The following is a 15,783-nucleotide window of genomic DNA, read 5'->3' as shown; positions in this document are numbered from 1 at the left end:
CAGCCGCAGAGGGGCCATCCATGCTTTCGCTGTTTCGTAAACTCATGCCGCGTGAAGACCGCTTCTTCGATCTCTTCGCGCAGCATTCCCGCACCGTCGTCGGCGCCGCCGAGGCCCTGAAATCAGCCCTTGCCGGCGGCCCCGACATGGCCGCCCATTGCGACCGCATCGTCGCGCTGGAGGACGAGGCCGACGAGATCACCCGCGAGGTGCTGCTGGCCGTGCGCCGCAGCTTCATCACGCCCTTCGACCGCGGCGACATCAAGGACCTGATCCAGTCGATGGACGACGCCATCGACATGATGCACAAGACGGTCAAGACCATCCGCCTCTACGAGCAGACGAGCTTCCAGCCCGGCATGCAGGAAATGGGCGAGGCCATCGTCAAGGCCGCCCATCTCGTCGCCGAGGCCGTTCCGCTGCTCGACAAGATCGGCGTCCATGCCGGCCGGCTCAGCGCCATCGCCGAGGAAGTCACCCGCGTGGAAGGCCGCTCGGACGAGCTGCACGACCAGGGCCTCAAGAACCTCTTCCGCGATTTCGGCAAGTCCGACCCGATGGCCTATATCATCGGCAGCGAGATCTACGGGCAGCTGGAGAAGGTCGTCGACCGCTTCGAGGACGTCGCCGACGAAATCAGCGGCATCGTGATCGAGAACGTCTGATGGAGGCCACGCTCGCCCTTCCGCTGCTGATCGGCCTCGTCGGCGTCGCGCTGGTGTTCGACTTCCTGAACGGGCTGCACGATGCGGCCAATTCGATCGCCACGATCGTCTCCACGCGCGTGCTGCGTCCGCAATATGCGGTGTTCTGGGCAGCCTTCTTCAATTTCATCGCCTTCCTGTTCTTCGGCCTGCATGTCGCCGAAACGCTCGGCAAGGGCATCATCGATCCGGCCATCGTCAGCCCGCTCGTCATCTTCGCGGCCCTGATGGGGGCGATCGTGTGGAACGTCGTCACCTGGGTCTTCGGCATCCCGTCGAGTTCCTCGCACGCGCTCATCGGCGGCCTCGTCGGCGCGGGCCTTGCCAAGTCCGGCTTCGACGCGGTCGTCTGGAGCGGCCTCATCAAGACGGCGAGCGCCATCGTGCTCTCGCCGGCCTTCGGCTTCTTCCTGGCGCTGGTGCTCGTGCTGATCGTTTCCTGGTTCTTCGTGCGCCAGACGCCCTTTGCCGTCGACCGCACCTTCCGCATCCTGCAGTTCGTCTCGGCCTCGCTCTATTCGCTCGGCCACGGCGGCAACGACGCGCAGAAGACGATGGGCATCATCGCTGTGCTGCTCTATTCGCAGGGGTATGGCGGCGGGGAGTTCCACGTTCCCTTCTGGGTCGTCATCTCCTGCCAGACGGCGATGGCGCTCGGCACCCTGATGGGCGGCTGGCGCATCGTCCACACGATGGGCTCCAAGATCACCCGCCTCAACCCCATGCAGGGTTTCTGCGCGGAAACCGGCGGGGCCATCACGCTCTTCGGCGCCACCTGGCTCGGCATTCCCGTCTCCACGACGCACACGATCACCGGCGCCATCATCGGCGTCGGCGCGGCCCGGCGCGTCTCGGCGGTGCGCTGGGGCATTGCCGGCAACATCGTCGTCGCCTGGGTGATCACGCTGCCGTCCGCAGCCGTGATCTCCGCCCTCTTCTACTACGCCTCCGCCGCGCTGACGGGCTGAGCCGTCAGGCCATGTAGCGGGCGCTGAGGCCGAACAGGAAAAGCGCCATCAGGCAGAACACCCCGCCGCCCAGCGCCTGGAACCCCAGGACGCCGAGGACGCCGCCGAGCGCGAAGGAAACGATCGTGACGAGGTGCAGCCACAGCCGCTGCACGATCTCGGGCCGGCCGGCGGCGGGATCGGCGCCGGCAAGGATCGCAAGGCCGATGCCGATGTCGGTCGCGATGCCCGACACATGGGTCGTGCGCACGCGGCTGCCCGAGATGCGCGTCGACGCCGCGTTCTGGAGGCCCATCGCCAGGCTGAGGAGGCCGACGACGAGGATGCCGCTGGAGGCGAACATCCGCATGCCGAGCGCAACGCCGATCAGGAGCAGGAGGGCGGCCTCCGCGGCAAGGGTCAGCGCATAGACGTTGCGAAGCTGCCGGCGCTTGCCCGCCTGGATGAAGAGCGAGGCGATGAAGGCGCCGAGGATGAACATCGCGATGATGACGAGGAAGGCGAGCGCCGCATTGGTGTGCCAGACTGAGAGCATGTCCGACAGCATCGAGACATTGCCCGTCATGTTCGCCGAGAAATAGCCGTAGGCGAGGAAACCCGCGCTGTTCACCGCGCCCGCGACGAGGGTCAGCGTCGCCGCCAGCAGGATATCGATGGACGCCGTTCTGGTGTCGCCTTCCCGAATGAGCATGTCACAGGCCGTCCTTTCCAAACGATACGCCATATCGCGACGATTCACGCGGATTGGCAATGGCCGTCACGGCAGGGCGACAAGACATCGCGGGAAGGAGGCGTCCGGAAAGTCTGGTGCGGGCGGCGGGGGTCGAACCCGCACAGCCAAGGCCGAGGGATTTTAAGTCCCTTGCGTCTACCAGTTTCGCCACGCCCGCTTGGCTTGCTTTTCGATTTCCCGGAGCAAAACGTCAAGGACGTTTTCAGGGCGGCAAACAAAAAGGGTGCGGCCCCTGACGCTGGCCGCACCCTCTTTTTCAGCGACGTCTCAGGAAAACGTCAGGCCGAAAGCTTGCCGGCGATCTTGGCGACATGGGCGCCCTGGTAGCGGGCGGCGTCCAGTTCGACCTCGGAAGGCTGGCGCGAGCCGTCGCCGCCGGTGATGGTGGAGGCGCCGTAGGGCGAGCCGCCCTTGACTTCCTCGACGCCCATCTGGCCCTGGAAGGCATAGGGAAGGCCGACGACGACGAGGCCGTGGTGCAGGAGCGTGGGAATGAAGCCGAGGATGGTCGATTCCTGGCCGCCGTGCTGCGTGGCCGTGGAGGTGAAGACGGAGCCGACCTTGCCGACCAGCTTGCCCTGCGCCCACAGGCCGCCCGTCTGATCCCAGAAATTGCGCATCTGCGAGGCGACCGTGCCGTAGCGCGTGCCGGCGCCGACGATGATGGCGTCGTAGTTTTCGAGTTCGGCAACGGTGGCGATCTCGGCCTTCTGGTCCATCTTGTAGTAGGAGGCCCTGGCGACGTCGTCCGGCACCAGCTCGGGTACGCGCTTGACCGTCACCTCGGCACCGGCCGATTTCGCGCCTTCCGCCACGGCATAGGCCATGGTCTCGATGTGACCATAGGCCGAATAGTAAAGAACCAGAACTTTCGCCATCGTCGTCTCCTGTCTGCAAAGGTCTTTCCGCTTGATCGCGGCGTCGGCTTGGATGTAGCACTTTGAAGACCCATCGACCCAGAAGCCCTAAGGTCGACAGACTGTTCACCCGCCATTGACAATGCCGCCCGTTCCGGCCGGCATTCCTGCACGAACATCAGAGAACGCCATGAGCTCCAGCACCATCGCCACCGCCGCCATGCTCGCCATCGGCGACGAGCTTCTTTCCGGGCGCACCAAGGACAAGAATATCGGCCAGCTCGCCGACATGCTCTTCCTCGCCGGCATCGACCTCAAGGAGGTGCGCATCGTCGGCGACGAGGAGGACGCCATCGTCGAGGCGCTGAATGCGCTGCGGGCGCGCTACACCTATGTCTTCACCTCCGGCGGCATCGGCCCGACCCATGACGACATCACGGCGGATGCCGTCTCGAAGGCCTTCGGCGTGCCCTGCCTGCACGATCCGCTGGCGATGGAACTGCTCGGCGCCATGTATGCGCGGCGCGGCGTGGAGTTCAACGAGGCGCGCAAGCGCATGGCCCGCATGCCCGAAGGCGCCACCCATATCGAAAACGCCGTCTCGACGGCACCGGGCTTCCAGATCGGCAATGTCTACATCATGGCCGGCGTGCCGCAGGTCTTCACCGCCATGCTCGGCACCGTGGTGCCGAGGCTCGAAGGCGGCAGGCCCATGCTCTCGCGCTCCGTCGCCTCCCCCTTCGGCGAGGGCGATATCGGCAGCGCGCTCGCGCAGATTCAGAAGGACCATCCCGAGACGAGCATCGGTTCCTATCCGCGTTTCTCGGAAAACCGCTTCTCGACCGAAATCGTCATCCGCAGCCGCGAGGAAGCACCGGCGGAAGCCGCCGAACGTGATATACTCGCGATGATTGCCGACATCGCCGCGGCCAAGGCCGCCTCTTCTTGATCCGGATCAAGGTTTTGGCGGTGCGGCAGGCGCAGGTTTCGTTTGAACCACACAGGAGGCAGACATGACCTACAAGACCATCGTGGCGGTGCTCAGCGCCGCGGAGGATGCCGGCAAGGTGACGGACCATGCGCTGGCGCTCGCGCGCAGCACGGGCGGCCATGTCATCGGCATCCATGCCGAAGCCCCGGTCGTGGTGACGCTGATCGCGCCCATGGAATATCCCGATCCGAACGCCGTGCTCGACCTGCAGGAGCGCGCCCAGCGCCAGTCGCGCGAGGTGGAGGCCGCCTTCCGCTCGCGCTGCGAGCGCGACGACATCTCCTATGAATGGCGCCTCTTCACCGGCGCCGCCGGCTATGCCTCGGCGGGCGTCATCGAGAGCGCCCGCGGCGCCGACCTCGTCATCGCCGGCCAGTTCGACCCGGATTTCGACGGCCCGGCGCGCGAGGACATCGAGGACCTGCTCTATGAGAGCGGGCGCCCGGTCTACCTCATCTCCAACGCGCCGGCCGGGCCGGAGCCGATCCGCAAGGTGCTGCTCACCTGGAACGGCTCGCGCGAATCGGCACGCGCCGCCTTCGACGCCCTGCCCTTCCTGACGGCGGCCGAGAGCGTCGAGATCTTCACCGTCGATCCGCCGGACGATTCCACCCAGTCGCACGATTTCTGCGGCGCCGAACTTGCCGCGTCCCTCGCGCGCCATGGCGTGACCGTCACCGTCGCCTCCGGCGCCTCGCACGGCCATTCGGTGGCCGAGGCGCTGAACCGGCGCGCGACCGAGATCGACGCCAGCCTCATCGTCATGGGCGCCTACAGCCATTCGCGGCTGCGCCAGCGCCTCTTCGGCGGCGTGACGAGCGCGATGATGCGCAGCGCCCGCGTGCCCACGCTGATGTCGCGCTAGGGCCAATGGCCTGTGGATCGCCGGGCCTCGATGGCCGGGCAGCGATTTCCTTGGCGGGCAAACTGCATTAGAGAGGGGGAATCTTCATTTTCCGCCTATCAGGAGCCCGTCATGTCGCTGCCCGACAAAGCCTTCCCCGTATCCTGGGACCAGTTCCACCGCGACGCCCGCGCGCTTGCCTGGCGGCTGGCGGACGGCGGACGGGAATGGCGGGCCATCGTCTGCATCACCCGCGGCGGCCTCGTGCCGGCCGCCATCGTCTCGCGCGAACTGAATATCCGCCTCATCGAGACGGTCTGCGTCGCCTCCTACCACGACTATGTCTCGCAGGGCGAAATGCATGTGCTGAAGGGCATCGCGCCAGAGCTGACGCAGGAAGGCGGCGAAGGCATTCTCATCGTCGACGACCTGACGGACACCGGCAAGACGGCCGCCGAGGTGCGCGCCATGCTACCCAAGGCGCATTTCGCCGCCGTCTACGCCAAGCCGAAGGGCCGCCCGCTGGTCGACACCTTCATCACCGAGGTCAGCCAGGACACCTGGATCTACTTCCCCTGGGACATGGGCTTCACCTACCAGGAGCCGATCGCCAAGGGCACGCGCGGCTAAGCGCCTCCCCCAATTTCGCAAGACGTGATTCGAGCCGGCGGATGGCCTCGTCCGCCGGCTTCGCCTTTCCGCGTTTCCCGCTGCAGCCTGCCCGCGGCACGGTGCGTTCCGCCGCCGTCGGCGGCAATCGCGGCGCTTCGGCGCAGCATCGGGAGAATCACTTTATCCACGGATCACAACTCGCCGCGGATGGCTATTCCCGGAAGTCGGGGGGTGGAAAAACCCTCTCTTTTCACCCGTGATTTTTTTCGCTTTTCCACAGCCGCCTGCCACGCGGACCCGTCTTTCGGCACGAAGCTGCTGATTTTTCAGGGCTTGGACGATGTCCCCATTTTCCACAGCCCGAAGGCACAAGATATAGGGTTCAAACTTCAGTCACAAACCAGCCCTTGACGGGAATCGGCCACATGAGGTTAATGAAAATCTAGTTGCGGCGGCGACTGGACCGTGTTGTTACGAGGTCGGTTCTCATCACGAATTCGCGTTCCCATGCGCATGTGGCCGGGTGGATGATCCGCTCGCCGCACGGGTGCTTTCGCGCCCGGCTTCCGGATGTGCCGCAGCGACTGCCGGGTCTGGAAAAAAGAACCTGTTGATACTATATTTAGTATTTGCAGCCAAACTCAGCGCAAGATACAGCAAGATACAGGATGCTCGAGATCGATCGGGCTTCCCGCAAGGACTGGACGATTTGGGCTGGCTGCAAGAGGATTGCGGCCGGACGGGGATAATTGCGCCCTGCTTTCGGAGCAGGATGCGGCAGCAGAGGACAACGGAAGATGCGCATAGAACGTCGTTTCACCAAACCCGGCCAGTCGGCCTATGCGGAGATCGAATTCCGCAAGGCCGTCAGCGAGATCAAGAACCCGGACGGTTCCATCGTATTCCGGCTTGCCGATATCGATGTGCCCGCACAGTTCTCCCAGGTCGCCGCCGACATCCTCGCGCAGAAATATTTCCGCAAGGCCGGCGTGCCCGCGCGCCTGAAGAAGGTGGAGGAGAACGACGTTCCCTCCTTCCTGTGGCGCTCCCTGCCCGATACCGAAGCCCTCAAGGCGCTCCCCGAGGGTGAGCGCTACGGCTCGGAAACCGACGCCCGCCAGGTCTTCGACCGTCTCGCCGGCACCTGGACCTACTGGGGCTGGAAGGGCAAGTATTTCGCTTCCGAGGAAGACGCTGCCGCCTTCAAGGACGAACTTGCCTACATGCTCGCCACGCAGCGCGTTGCCCCGAACTCGCCGCAGTGGTTCAACACGGGCCTGCATTGGGCCTACGGCATCGACGGCCCAGGCCAGGGCCATTTCTATGTCGATCCCTTCACCGGCAAGCTGACCAAGTCCAAGTCCGCCTACGAGCATCCCCAGCCGCACGCCTGCTTCATCCAGTCCGTCGAGGACGACCTCGTCAACGAGAACGGCATCATGGACCTGTGGGTGCGTGAAGCGCGCCTCTTCAAGTACGGTTCCGGCACCGGCTCCAACTTCTCGCACCTTCGCGGCGAAGGCGAAAAGCTTTCGGGCGGCGGCCGCTCCTCCGGCCTCATGAGCTTCCTGAAGATCGGCGACCGCGCCGCTGGCGCCATCAAGTCGGGCGGCACGACGCGCCGCGCCGCCAAGATGGTCGTGGTCGACATCGACCATCCGGACATCGAGGAATACATCAACTGGAAGGTCAAGGAAGAGCAGAAGGTGGCGGCCCTCGTCACCGGCTCCAAGATCGTCGCCGGCCACCTCAAGGCCATCATGAAGGCCTGCGTCAATTGCTCGGCCGAAGGCGACCGCTGCTACGACCCCACCGAGAACCCGGCCCTCAAGCGCGAAATCCGCGCCGCCAAGAAGAACCAGGTTCCGGAAAGCTACATCAAGCGCGTCATCCAGTTCGCCAGGCAGGGCTACAAGGACATCGAGTTCAAGACCTACGACACGGACTGGGATTCGGAAGCCTACCTCACCGTCTCCGGCCAGAACTCCAACAACTCCGTCTCGCTCAAGGACGATTTTTTGCGCGCGGTGGAAAATGATGGGGAATGGCACCTCACCGCCCGCAAGGACGGCAAGGTGATGAAGACGCTGAAGGCGCGGGACCTGTGGGAATCGATCTCCTACGCCGCCTGGGCCTCGGCCGATCCGGGCCTGCACTTCAACACGACGATGAACGACTGGCACACCTGCCCGGCTGCAGGTCCCATCCGCGCATCCAACCCGTGCTCGGAATACATGTTCCTCGACGACACGGCCTGCAACCTCGCCTCGCTGAATCTCCTCCAGTTCAAGGACGCGGCGACCAAGAAGATCAACATCGCCGACTACGAACACGCCGTTCGCCTGTGGACCATCGTGCTCGAAGTCTCCGTGATGATGGCACAGTTCCCCTCGCGCCAGATCGCCGAGCTCTCCTACGAATACCGCACGCTCGGCCTCGGCTATGCCAACATCGGCGGCCTCCTGATGTCCTCGGGCATCCCGTACGATTCGGCCGAAGGCCGCGCCATTGCCGGCGCCCTGACCGCCATCATGACGGGCGTCGCCTATGCGACCTCGGCCGAGATGGCCGGCGAACTCGGCCCCTTCCCGAACTTCGCGCCGAACCGCGACAACATGCTGCGCGTCATGCGCAACCACCGCCGCGCCGCCTACGGCGAGGCTGCCGGCTATGAAGGCCTTTCGGTCAACCCGGTTGCCCTCGTCCATGCCGATTGCTCGGATGAAGCGCTCGTCGCCCATGCCGTCGCCGCCTGGGACAAGGCCGTGGAACTCGGAGAGAAGCACGGCTACCGCAACGCCCAGACGACCGTGATCGCGCCGACCGGCACGATCGGCCTCGTCATGGACTGCGACACGACCGGCATCGAGCCCGACTTCGCCCTCGTCAAGTTCAAGAAGCTCGCCGGCGGTGGCTACTTCAAGATCATCAACCGCGCCGTGCCGGAGGCGCTCCGCACGCTCGGCTATTCGGAAAGCCAGATCGCCGAGATCGAGGCCTATGCCGTCGGCCACGGCAACATGAACCAGGCGCCCGGCGTCAATCCCGGCTCGCTGAAGGCCAGGGGCTTCACCGACGAGAAGATCGAGGCCGTCAATGCCGGCCTGAAATCCGCCTTCGACATCAAGTTCGCCTTCAACCAGTGGACGCTCGGCGCCGACTTCCTGAAGGACGTGCTGAAGGTCACCGACGAGCAGCTTTCCGACATGTCCTTCAACCTCCTGGAGCATGTCGGCTTCTCGAAGAAGGAGATCGAGGCCGCCAACATCCACGTCTGCGGCGCGATGACGCTGGAAGGCGCGCCCTTCCTCAAGGCCGAGCACCTGCCGGTCTTCGATTGCGCCAATCCGTGCGGCAAGATCGGCAAGCGCTACCTCTCGGTCGAAAGCCACATCCGCATGATGGCGGCCGCCCAGCCGTTCATCTCGGGCGCCATCTCCAAGACGATCAACATGCCGAACGAGGCGACCGTCGAGGACTGCAAGAACGCCTACATGCTCTCCTGGAAGCTCGCGCTGAAGGCGAACGCCCTCTACCGCGACGGCTCCAAGCTCTCCCAGCCGCTCAATTCCGCGCTGATCGAGGACGAGGACGACGAGGACGATGCCGTCGAGGCGCTGGTCGCAGCCCCCGCTGCCGCCCAGGCCGTGCAGGTTACGGAAAAGATCGTCGAGAAGATCGTCGAGCGCTTCGTCCGCGACCGTGAGAAGCTGCCGAACCGCCGCCAGGGCTACACCCAGAAGGCCGTCATCGGCGGGCACAAGGTGTACCTGCGCACCGGCGAATTCGGCGATGGCCGCCTCGGCGAGATCTTCATCGACATGCACAAGGAAGGCGCCGCCTTCCGCGCAATGATGAACAACTTCGCCATCGCCATCTCGCTCGGCCTCCAGTACGGCGTGCCGCTCGAGGAATATGTGGAGGCCTTCACCTTCACCAAGTTCGAGCCGGCCGGCATGGTGCAGGGCAACGACGCGATCAAGAACGCGACGTCGATCCTCGACTACGTCTTCCGGGAACTGGCGATCTCCTATCTCGGCCGCCACGACCTTGCCCATATCGACACCTCCGACTTCTCCAACACGGCGATCGGCAAGGGCATCAAGGAAGGCAAGACGAACCTGATCTCGACCGGCTGGACGCGCGGCCACAAGCCGACGCTCATCCAGGGCGGCCAGGCCGGCGAGCGCCAGCTTTCCGAGCCGAAGGGTTCGGCCACCGCCGCTCCCGCCAAGGCTTCGTCCGCAGGCAACGTCACCACCTTCGCCGGCAGCGCCGCGCGCAAGCTGGAGCCGGCAATCGCCGCCGCCAGCTCCGAGATCGTCGCCTTCAAGCGCGACTACGAGGAGCGCGCCGCCGACCTTGCGGAAGAGATCGCCGACGACAGCGCCGAGGAAGCTACCGAAGGCGTGACCGCCCTCTTCTCCGACAAGGCCGCCGCCGATGCCGCATCGGCCAAGGCCGAGGCCAAGAAGCTGGAAAACGAACGCCGCATGCGCTCCATCGCGCAGGGCTACACCGGCAACATGTGCTCGGAGTGCCAGAACTTCACGATGGTCCGCAACGGCACCTGCGAGAAGTGCGACACCTGCGGCGCCACGAGCGGCTGCAGCTGATCGACCCTGCCTGATGAGATAGACCGAAACCCGGGGAGCGATCCCCGGGTTTTTTCGTCTCGGCGCGCCGGTTCGAACCGGGATCCCGGCCGTCTCTTCCGGACAAGCGTTGCAGCACCGGCGAGCGCGGGGTACATGCAAGCCTCCCGTTACGGGAATCGCGCAGAACCGAATCCCGTGATGCGGAAGGAACCGTTTATGCCGATAGAACCGCGCCGGGGTCTTGTCACCCTTGCCTATCGCGCCCTCGTCCTGCCGGGCGCCATCGCCTATCTCTTCGCCGTCGGTATCGTGGTGCTGGCCGCCGATCGGTTCTGGCTCGTCGACCTCATCACCTTCGCCTGGCCCTATGTCGTAGCCGCCGGAATTTTCCTGCTCGTCGCGGCCTGCCTGACGCGGCGGGTGAAGGCCATCGTGCTTGCTGTCGCCGGCCTTGCGGTGGCGGCCGTTCCGGCGATGGATATCCAGGCCGCCCACATGTCGGCGGCCGGCAGCGGGCTGAAGGTGCTGACGGCCAACCTCTATGTCGACAACGTGCGGCCGCCGGCCGGCTTCATCGCCCTCCTCAAGGCGGAAAAACCCGACATCGTCGTGCTGGAGGAAACCACGCCGGCCTGGGAGCGGGCAATTTCCGCGGCGGGCCTCTTTCCCTATGAGAGCGACCATGCCGTGGTCATGCGCGACGCCATCAAGGTCTATTCGACGCTGCCGATCCGCGCCGAGACGGCGCTGAAGCGCGCCTTCACGGAGGAGAAGGCCTACAAGCAGCCCTTGCGGCTGGAGCTCGACCTCAGGGGCAAGCCGCTCTTCCTCTATGCCCTCCATCCCGAAACGCCGCGCAAGCTCTGGCAATGGCGGGACCGCAACGCCTATCTCTCCTCCGTCGCCGAGGCCGTGAAGGGCGATCTCGAAAAGGCGCCCGTCATCGTCGCCGGCGACTGGAACACGCCGAGCTGGTCGCCGTTCTTCCGCGCCTTCCTCAGGCAGGCGGGGCTCGTCTCCACCGCCGGCGGCTGGCTGCAGCCGGTGACGCGCTTCAGCATGAAGCTCGACCGGCTCGCCTATATCGGCGCCTCCATCGACCATGTCGCCGTCTCGCCGGACATTTCGCTGCGTGCCCGGCGCGTCGGCCCGGCCTTCGGCTCCAACCACCTGCCGGTGATCGCCGAACTGGCCCTGCCGGAAAGCTGACCCTCGACCCGGCCGAAAAACACTCTATCCTTAGGGTTCACCAGACAAGGAGGCGACGATGCCGAAAGACAAGGACAGCCCGAAGGCTTCGCTGGAGAAGGAGCAGGCCGAGCAGCGCGAGAAATCGGCCGAAGCCGAGCAGGACGACTACCTGGAGGAAGCGCTGGAGGAGACCTTCCCGGCAAGCGACCCCATCGCCCCCGGCGAGGTGAAGGATCATTCGAAGTGAGGCGCAGCGCCGCCCCATTGCACTCGCCGACGGCGCGATGAGCGTCCCCTTCCTCTTCACCGGCCCGCAAGATGCGCCCTTCACCCTGCTCCTCGCCCATGGCAGCGGCGCGCCGATGGATTCGCCCGCGATGAATGCCGCAGCCTCCGCGCTTGCGGCGGAAGGCTTGCGCATCGCCCGCTTCGAGTTCGCCTATATGGCGGCGCGGCGTTCGGAAGGCAGCCGCAGGCCGCCGCCGAAGGCCGAGACGCTGATTCCCGAGTTCGAGGCGGCCGTTGCCGCGCTCGGCGCAAAGGGACCGCTCGTCATCGGCGGCAAGTCGATGGGCGGGCGCGTCGCCAGCATGGCGGCGGACCGGCTGCATGGGAAGGGGCGCGCCGCCGGCCTCCTCTGCCTCGGCTACCCGTTCCACCCGCCGGAAAAACCGGCGCAACTGCGCACGGCCCACCTGATGATGCTGGAGACGCCGACGCTCATCTGCCAGGGCACGCGCGATCCGTTCGGAACGGTGGACGAGGTGCCCGGCTACGGCCTGCCGGAGCGCATCGAAATCCTCTGGCTCGAGGACGGCGACCACGACCTGAAGCCGCGCAAGAGCATTTCCGGCTTTTCCGCCGCCGACCATCTCGCCACCATGGCGAAGGCCGTGAAGGCCTGGACCGGAACGCTCTGAGCATCTTCCCACGTTGAATCAACGCCTTGCCGGCCCGATTCCGGTTCCATCAATAAGCAACTGAAAGAAAACGCTCTTTCCCTCTCCGGCGGAAGGGAACGTTAACCCGGACGTGGGAATATTAGCGTGAAACGACATACGTCCGGACAGGCAGGCAATGGCCCACAGTTTTTCCTATACGCATTACGATCTCGAACGCCAGCGCGGCGGAACCGTCGTCGAGATCACGCTTTCGGCGATCGCCAATGTGCGGCTGATGACGAATACGAATTTCGACCTCTTCAAGAACGCCCGCCAGCACAAATTCCTCGGCGGCGTCGCCAAGCAATCGCCGATCCGGCTGAAAATCCCCGAAAACGGCCATTGGCATGTGGTGGTCGACATGGAAGGCCATCCGGGCAAGGCGCAGTCCTCGATCAAGGTGCTGCCGGTCGCCCCGCAGAAGCCGGCGCAGAATTTCAGCGCCGCCTCCCGATAGGCTATTCCCGCTCCCGCCGCAGCTTCGCCCACCAGTCGAGCCGCTTGCGCAGCTCGCGCTCGAAGCCGCGCTCCGGCGGATCGTAGAAGGTCCGCCGGCCCATCTTCTCCGGGAAATAATCCTGCCCGGAAAAGGCGTCCGGCTCGTCGTGGTCGTAGCGGTAGCCTTCGCCGTAGCCCTCGCCCTTCATCAGCTTCGTCGGCGCATTGAGGATGTGCTTGGGAGGCAGCAGGGAGCCGTTCTCCTTCGCCGCGCGCATCGCCGACTTGTAGGCGGTGTAGACGGCGTTGGATTTGGGCGCCGTCGCGAGATAGACGCAGGCCTGCGCCAGCGCCAGCTCGCCCTCCGGCGAGCCGAGGAAGTCGTAGGCGTCCTTGGCCGCATTGCAGACGACGAGCGCCTGCGGATCGGCAAGGCCGATATCCTCCACCGCCATGCGCACCATGCGCCGGCAGAGGAACAGCGGGTCCTCGCCGGCATCCAGCATGCGGGTGAGGTAGTAGAGCGCCGCGTCGGGATCGGAGCCGCGCACGGCCTTGTGCAGGGCGGAGATGAGATTGTAATGCCCGTCCTGCGACTTGTCGTAGACCGGCGCGCGGCGCTGGACGATGCGGAAGAGGTCGTCCTGCCCGAAAGTCTCGCCGGCGCGCGCGGCGCGCCAGACTTCCTCCGCCAGCGTCAGCACCGCCCGCCCGTCGCCGTCGGCCATGCGCAGAAGCGAGGCGCGCGCCTCCTCGTCGAGCGGCAGGGGCTTTTCCTCGATCGCCTCGGCGCGCTTCAAGAGCTCTTCGAGACTGGCTTCGTCATGCGGCTTGAAGGTGAGGACGCGGGCGCGGGAAAGGAGAGCGGCGTTGAGCTCGAAGGACGGGTTCTCCGTCGTCGCGCCGACGAGCACGATCGTCCCGTCTTCCATGACCGGCAGGAAACTGTCCTGCTGGGCGCGGTTGAAGCGATGGATCTCGTCGACGAAAAGCAGCGTCTGGCGTCCGCCCATGCGGCGCGCGCGAGCCGCCTCGAAGACCTTCTTGAGGTCCGCGACGCCGGAGAAGATCGCCGAGATTTGCTCGAAAGCGAGGCCCGTCTCGCCCGAAAGGAGGCGCGCCACGGTCGTCTTGCCGGTTCCGGGCGGCCCCCAGAAGATCATCGAGCCGAGCGAGCCCGCCTCGATCATGCGCGAGAGCACGCCGTCAGGCCCGGTCAGGTGCTCCTGGCCGGACACCTCGCCCAGCGTGCGGGGGCGCAGGCGGTCGGCCAGGGGCCGCTTTGCCGCCATCTCCTCCGGTTCATGCGGGGCGAAGAGGTCGCTCATCGGAAGAACTGACGGATGCGCTGGCCGTCGCGCTCGATCTCGACGCGCCAGAAGGACGGGTTCTCGCCGACCAGCGAGGCCAGCGTCTCGGTGGTCGAGACCGCGGTGCCGTTCAGTTCGACGATGATGTCACGCGGCTGGAGGCCGATGCGGGCGGCCGGCGAGCCGCGGTTGACCTCGGTGACGACGACGCCGGTCGCCGCCTGGCTCGGCGGCATGCGCAGCTCCTCGGAAACGCGCGGGGAAAGGTTGGCGACGACCGCGCCGGCAAAGGGATTGCGCCCCTCGATCAGCCGCTCGTCGCGCGGCGTCGTCTCCGGCGCGCGGTCGAGCGAGAGCGTCAGATCCTCCTCTTTGCCGTTGTCGATGACCGTGATGCGCGCCGTGCCGCCGATGCCGACGGTGGTGAGGCGGTAGCCGAGCGCATCGGGATGCTCGACGGGAATGCCGTTGACGGCGGTGACGACCTCGCCCGGCTTCATGCCGGCCTTTTCCGCCGGACTGCCGGCCTGCACCCGCGAGACGAGCGCGCCGCGCGTCTTGTCGAGGCCGAGCGCCTCGGCCACTTCCGACGTTACCGGATCGAAGGTGGCACCGACATAGGGCCGGTCGAACGTGGCGCTGCCGTTCTCGGCGCTGGCGACGAAGGTCTTCACGAGATTGGCCGGAATGGCGAAGCCGACGCCGTTCGATCCGCCGCCGCGCGAGAAGATCGCGGTGTTGATGCCGATCAGCTCGCCGTTCATGTTGATGAGGCCGCCGCCGGAATTGCCGGGATTGATCGCCGCGTCCGTCTGGATGAAGAAGCCGAAATCGCCGGAGCGCACCTGGTTGCGCGCGAGCGCCGAGACGATGCCGCTCGTCACCGTCTGGCCGACGCCGAACGGGTTGCCGATGGCAAGCACGAGGTCGCCGACCTGGACGGCGTCGCTGTCGCCGAGCGGCAGGGCCGCGAATTCGGTATCCGACTTGATCTTCAGGACGGCAAGGTCGACGCGCTCGTCCTTCAGCACCACCGTGCTTTCGTATTCCCGGCCGTCCGCCAGCGCCACCTTGATATCGCTCGCGCCCTCGATGACGTGGTTGTTCGTCACCACATAGCCCTTGGTGCCGACGATGACGCCGGAGCCGAGCGAGGATTGCTTCTCGGTGCGATTCGGCATCTGCTGGCCGAAGAACTCCTCGAAGAAGGGATCGCCGTCGAACAGCGAGCGGCGCTCGACGACGCGCTCGGCATAGACATTGACGACGGAATTCTCGACCTGCTTGACGAGCGGCGCGAAGGAAAGCTGCATTTCCGTGCGCGATTGCGGCACGGTGCGCTCCTCGGCGCCAGCGGGTGTTGCGAGCGCCAGCGCGAAGAGGATCGGGGCGGCAAGCAGGATGCGGGCATTCGGCATGGACGAGTCTCCTTCGTTTCCGCACCACGATCAGATAGGATTTCGCAGGAAAAAAGGCAAACCCGGCGGGCATCCCCCGCACGGTTCACACGCCACGCACGAAAAAGTGCCCGCAAGAAAAAACATCCGCCGTTGAAACAACACGGCGTCCGTTTACGTAGGGGTCAGGGAAACAATC

14 protein-coding genes and 1 tRNA gene are annotated in these 15,783 nt (G+C 65.5%); 10 read left to right on the top strand and 5 right to left on the bottom strand.

The features are described 5' to 3' along the window. Positions 1-20: 20 nt before the first annotated feature. Together ACZ5TO_RS06455 and ACZ5TO_RS06450 are read left to right on the top strand one after the other, a co-directional pair. Entirely contained in the window at positions 21-665 is a 645-nt protein-coding gene (locus ACZ5TO_RS06455) for a DUF47 domain-containing protein (RefSeq protein WP_184142127.1), read from the top strand. Then, positions 665-1,672, top strand: a complete 1,008-nt coding sequence (locus tag ACZ5TO_RS06450; protein ID WP_184142130.1) for an inorganic phosphate transporter — start codon at positions 665-667, stop codon at positions 1,670-1,672. The genes ACZ5TO_RS06455 and ACZ5TO_RS06450 overlap by 1 nt, the downstream gene beginning before the upstream one ends. A gap of 4 nt (positions 1,673-1,676) precedes the next feature. On the opposite strand, the gene ACZ5TO_RS06445 is transcribed toward ACZ5TO_RS06450, so the two are convergent. From ACZ5TO_RS06445 to wrbA, 3 genes are all read right to left on the bottom strand, one after another. Next, on the bottom strand, positions 1,677-2,363 hold the full coding sequence (locus tag ACZ5TO_RS06445) for a YoaK family protein (protein ID WP_184142132.1): 687 nt from the start codon (positions 2,361-2,363) through the stop codon (positions 1,677-1,679). Positions 2,364-2,477: 114 nt separating this feature from the next. Continuing rightward, positions 2,478-2,562 (bottom strand) — tRNA-Leu (locus ACZ5TO_RS06440). A gap of 121 nt (positions 2,563-2,683) precedes the next feature. Beyond that, complete coding sequence (gene wrbA / locus ACZ5TO_RS06435; RefSeq protein ID WP_464799936.1) at positions 2,684-3,283, bottom strand: NAD(P)H:quinone oxidoreductase; 600 nt, start codon at positions 3,281-3,283, stop codon at positions 2,684-2,686. A 169-nt stretch (positions 3,284-3,452) separates the two neighbouring features. On the opposite strand from wrbA, the gene ACZ5TO_RS06430 reads away from it, so the two are divergent. The 8 genes from ACZ5TO_RS06430 to ACZ5TO_RS06395 all read left to right on the top strand — a co-directional run bounded on the left by ACZ5TO_RS06430 (position 3,453) and on the right by ACZ5TO_RS06395 (position 12,896). Beyond that, on the top strand, positions 3,453-4,211 hold the full coding sequence (locus tag ACZ5TO_RS06430; protein ID WP_464799935.1) for a competence/damage-inducible protein A: 759 nt from the start codon (positions 3,453-3,455) through the stop codon (positions 4,209-4,211). A 64-nt stretch (positions 4,212-4,275) separates the two neighbouring features. Further along, the gene (locus ACZ5TO_RS06425; protein ID WP_464799934.1) at positions 4,276-5,118 is read left to right on the top strand and encodes a universal stress protein; all 843 of its coding nucleotides are present in this window, start codon (positions 4,276-4,278) and stop codon (positions 5,116-5,118) included. Between the two features lie 111 nt (positions 5,119-5,229). Beyond that, the gene (gene gpt / locus ACZ5TO_RS06420) at positions 5,230-5,727 is read left to right on the top strand and encodes a xanthine phosphoribosyltransferase (protein WP_184142140.1); all 498 of its coding nucleotides are present in this window, start codon (positions 5,230-5,232) and stop codon (positions 5,725-5,727) included. Between the two features lie 779 nt (positions 5,728-6,506). Beyond that, entirely contained in the window at positions 6,507-10,325 is a 3,819-nt protein-coding gene (locus ACZ5TO_RS06415) for a vitamin B12-dependent ribonucleotide reductase (RefSeq protein ID WP_464799933.1), read from the top strand. 198 nt (positions 10,326-10,523) lie between these two features. Continuing rightward, positions 10,524-11,516 carry an endonuclease/exonuclease/phosphatase family protein gene (locus tag ACZ5TO_RS06410; protein ID WP_464799932.1) on the top strand — a complete coding sequence of 331 codons (993 nt, stop codon included), beginning with the start codon at positions 10,524-10,526 and terminating at the stop codon, positions 11,514-11,516. 58 nt (positions 11,517-11,574) lie between these two features. Further along, entirely contained in the window at positions 11,575-11,745 is a 171-nt protein-coding gene (locus ACZ5TO_RS06405) for a hypothetical protein (protein ID WP_184142147.1), read from the top strand. Between the two features lie 37 nt (positions 11,746-11,782). Next, complete coding sequence (locus ACZ5TO_RS06400; RefSeq protein ID WP_464799931.1) at positions 11,783-12,418, top strand: alpha/beta hydrolase family protein; 636 nt, start codon at positions 11,783-11,785, stop codon at positions 12,416-12,418. 157 nt (positions 12,419-12,575) lie between these two features. After that, positions 12,576-12,896, top strand: a complete 321-nt coding sequence (locus tag ACZ5TO_RS06395; protein WP_184142151.1) for a DUF1883 domain-containing protein — start codon at positions 12,576-12,578, stop codon at positions 12,894-12,896. A 1-nt stretch (position 12,897) separates the two neighbouring features. Here the strand turns inward: ACZ5TO_RS06395 and ACZ5TO_RS06390 are convergent, their stop codons facing one another. Together ACZ5TO_RS06390 and ACZ5TO_RS06385 are read right to left on the bottom strand one after the other, a co-directional pair. After that, positions 12,898-14,205, bottom strand: coding sequence for a replication-associated recombination protein A (locus ACZ5TO_RS06390; protein WP_184142153.1), 1,308 nt, complete (start codon positions 14,203-14,205; stop codon positions 12,898-12,900). Next, positions 14,202-15,605: a DegQ family serine endoprotease gene (locus tag ACZ5TO_RS06385; RefSeq protein ID WP_464799930.1), complete on the bottom strand. Its 1,404-nt coding sequence runs from the start codon at positions 15,603-15,605 to the stop codon at positions 14,202-14,204. The genes ACZ5TO_RS06390 and ACZ5TO_RS06385 overlap by 4 nt, the downstream gene beginning before the upstream one ends. Between the last annotated feature and the right edge of the window lie 178 nt (positions 15,606-15,783).

It is taken from the genome of Shinella sp. Sh6 (assembly GCF_055392685.1).
Note: the sequence above shows the minus strand (reverse complement) of the source record. Positions and strands in the feature narration are given on the sequence as shown.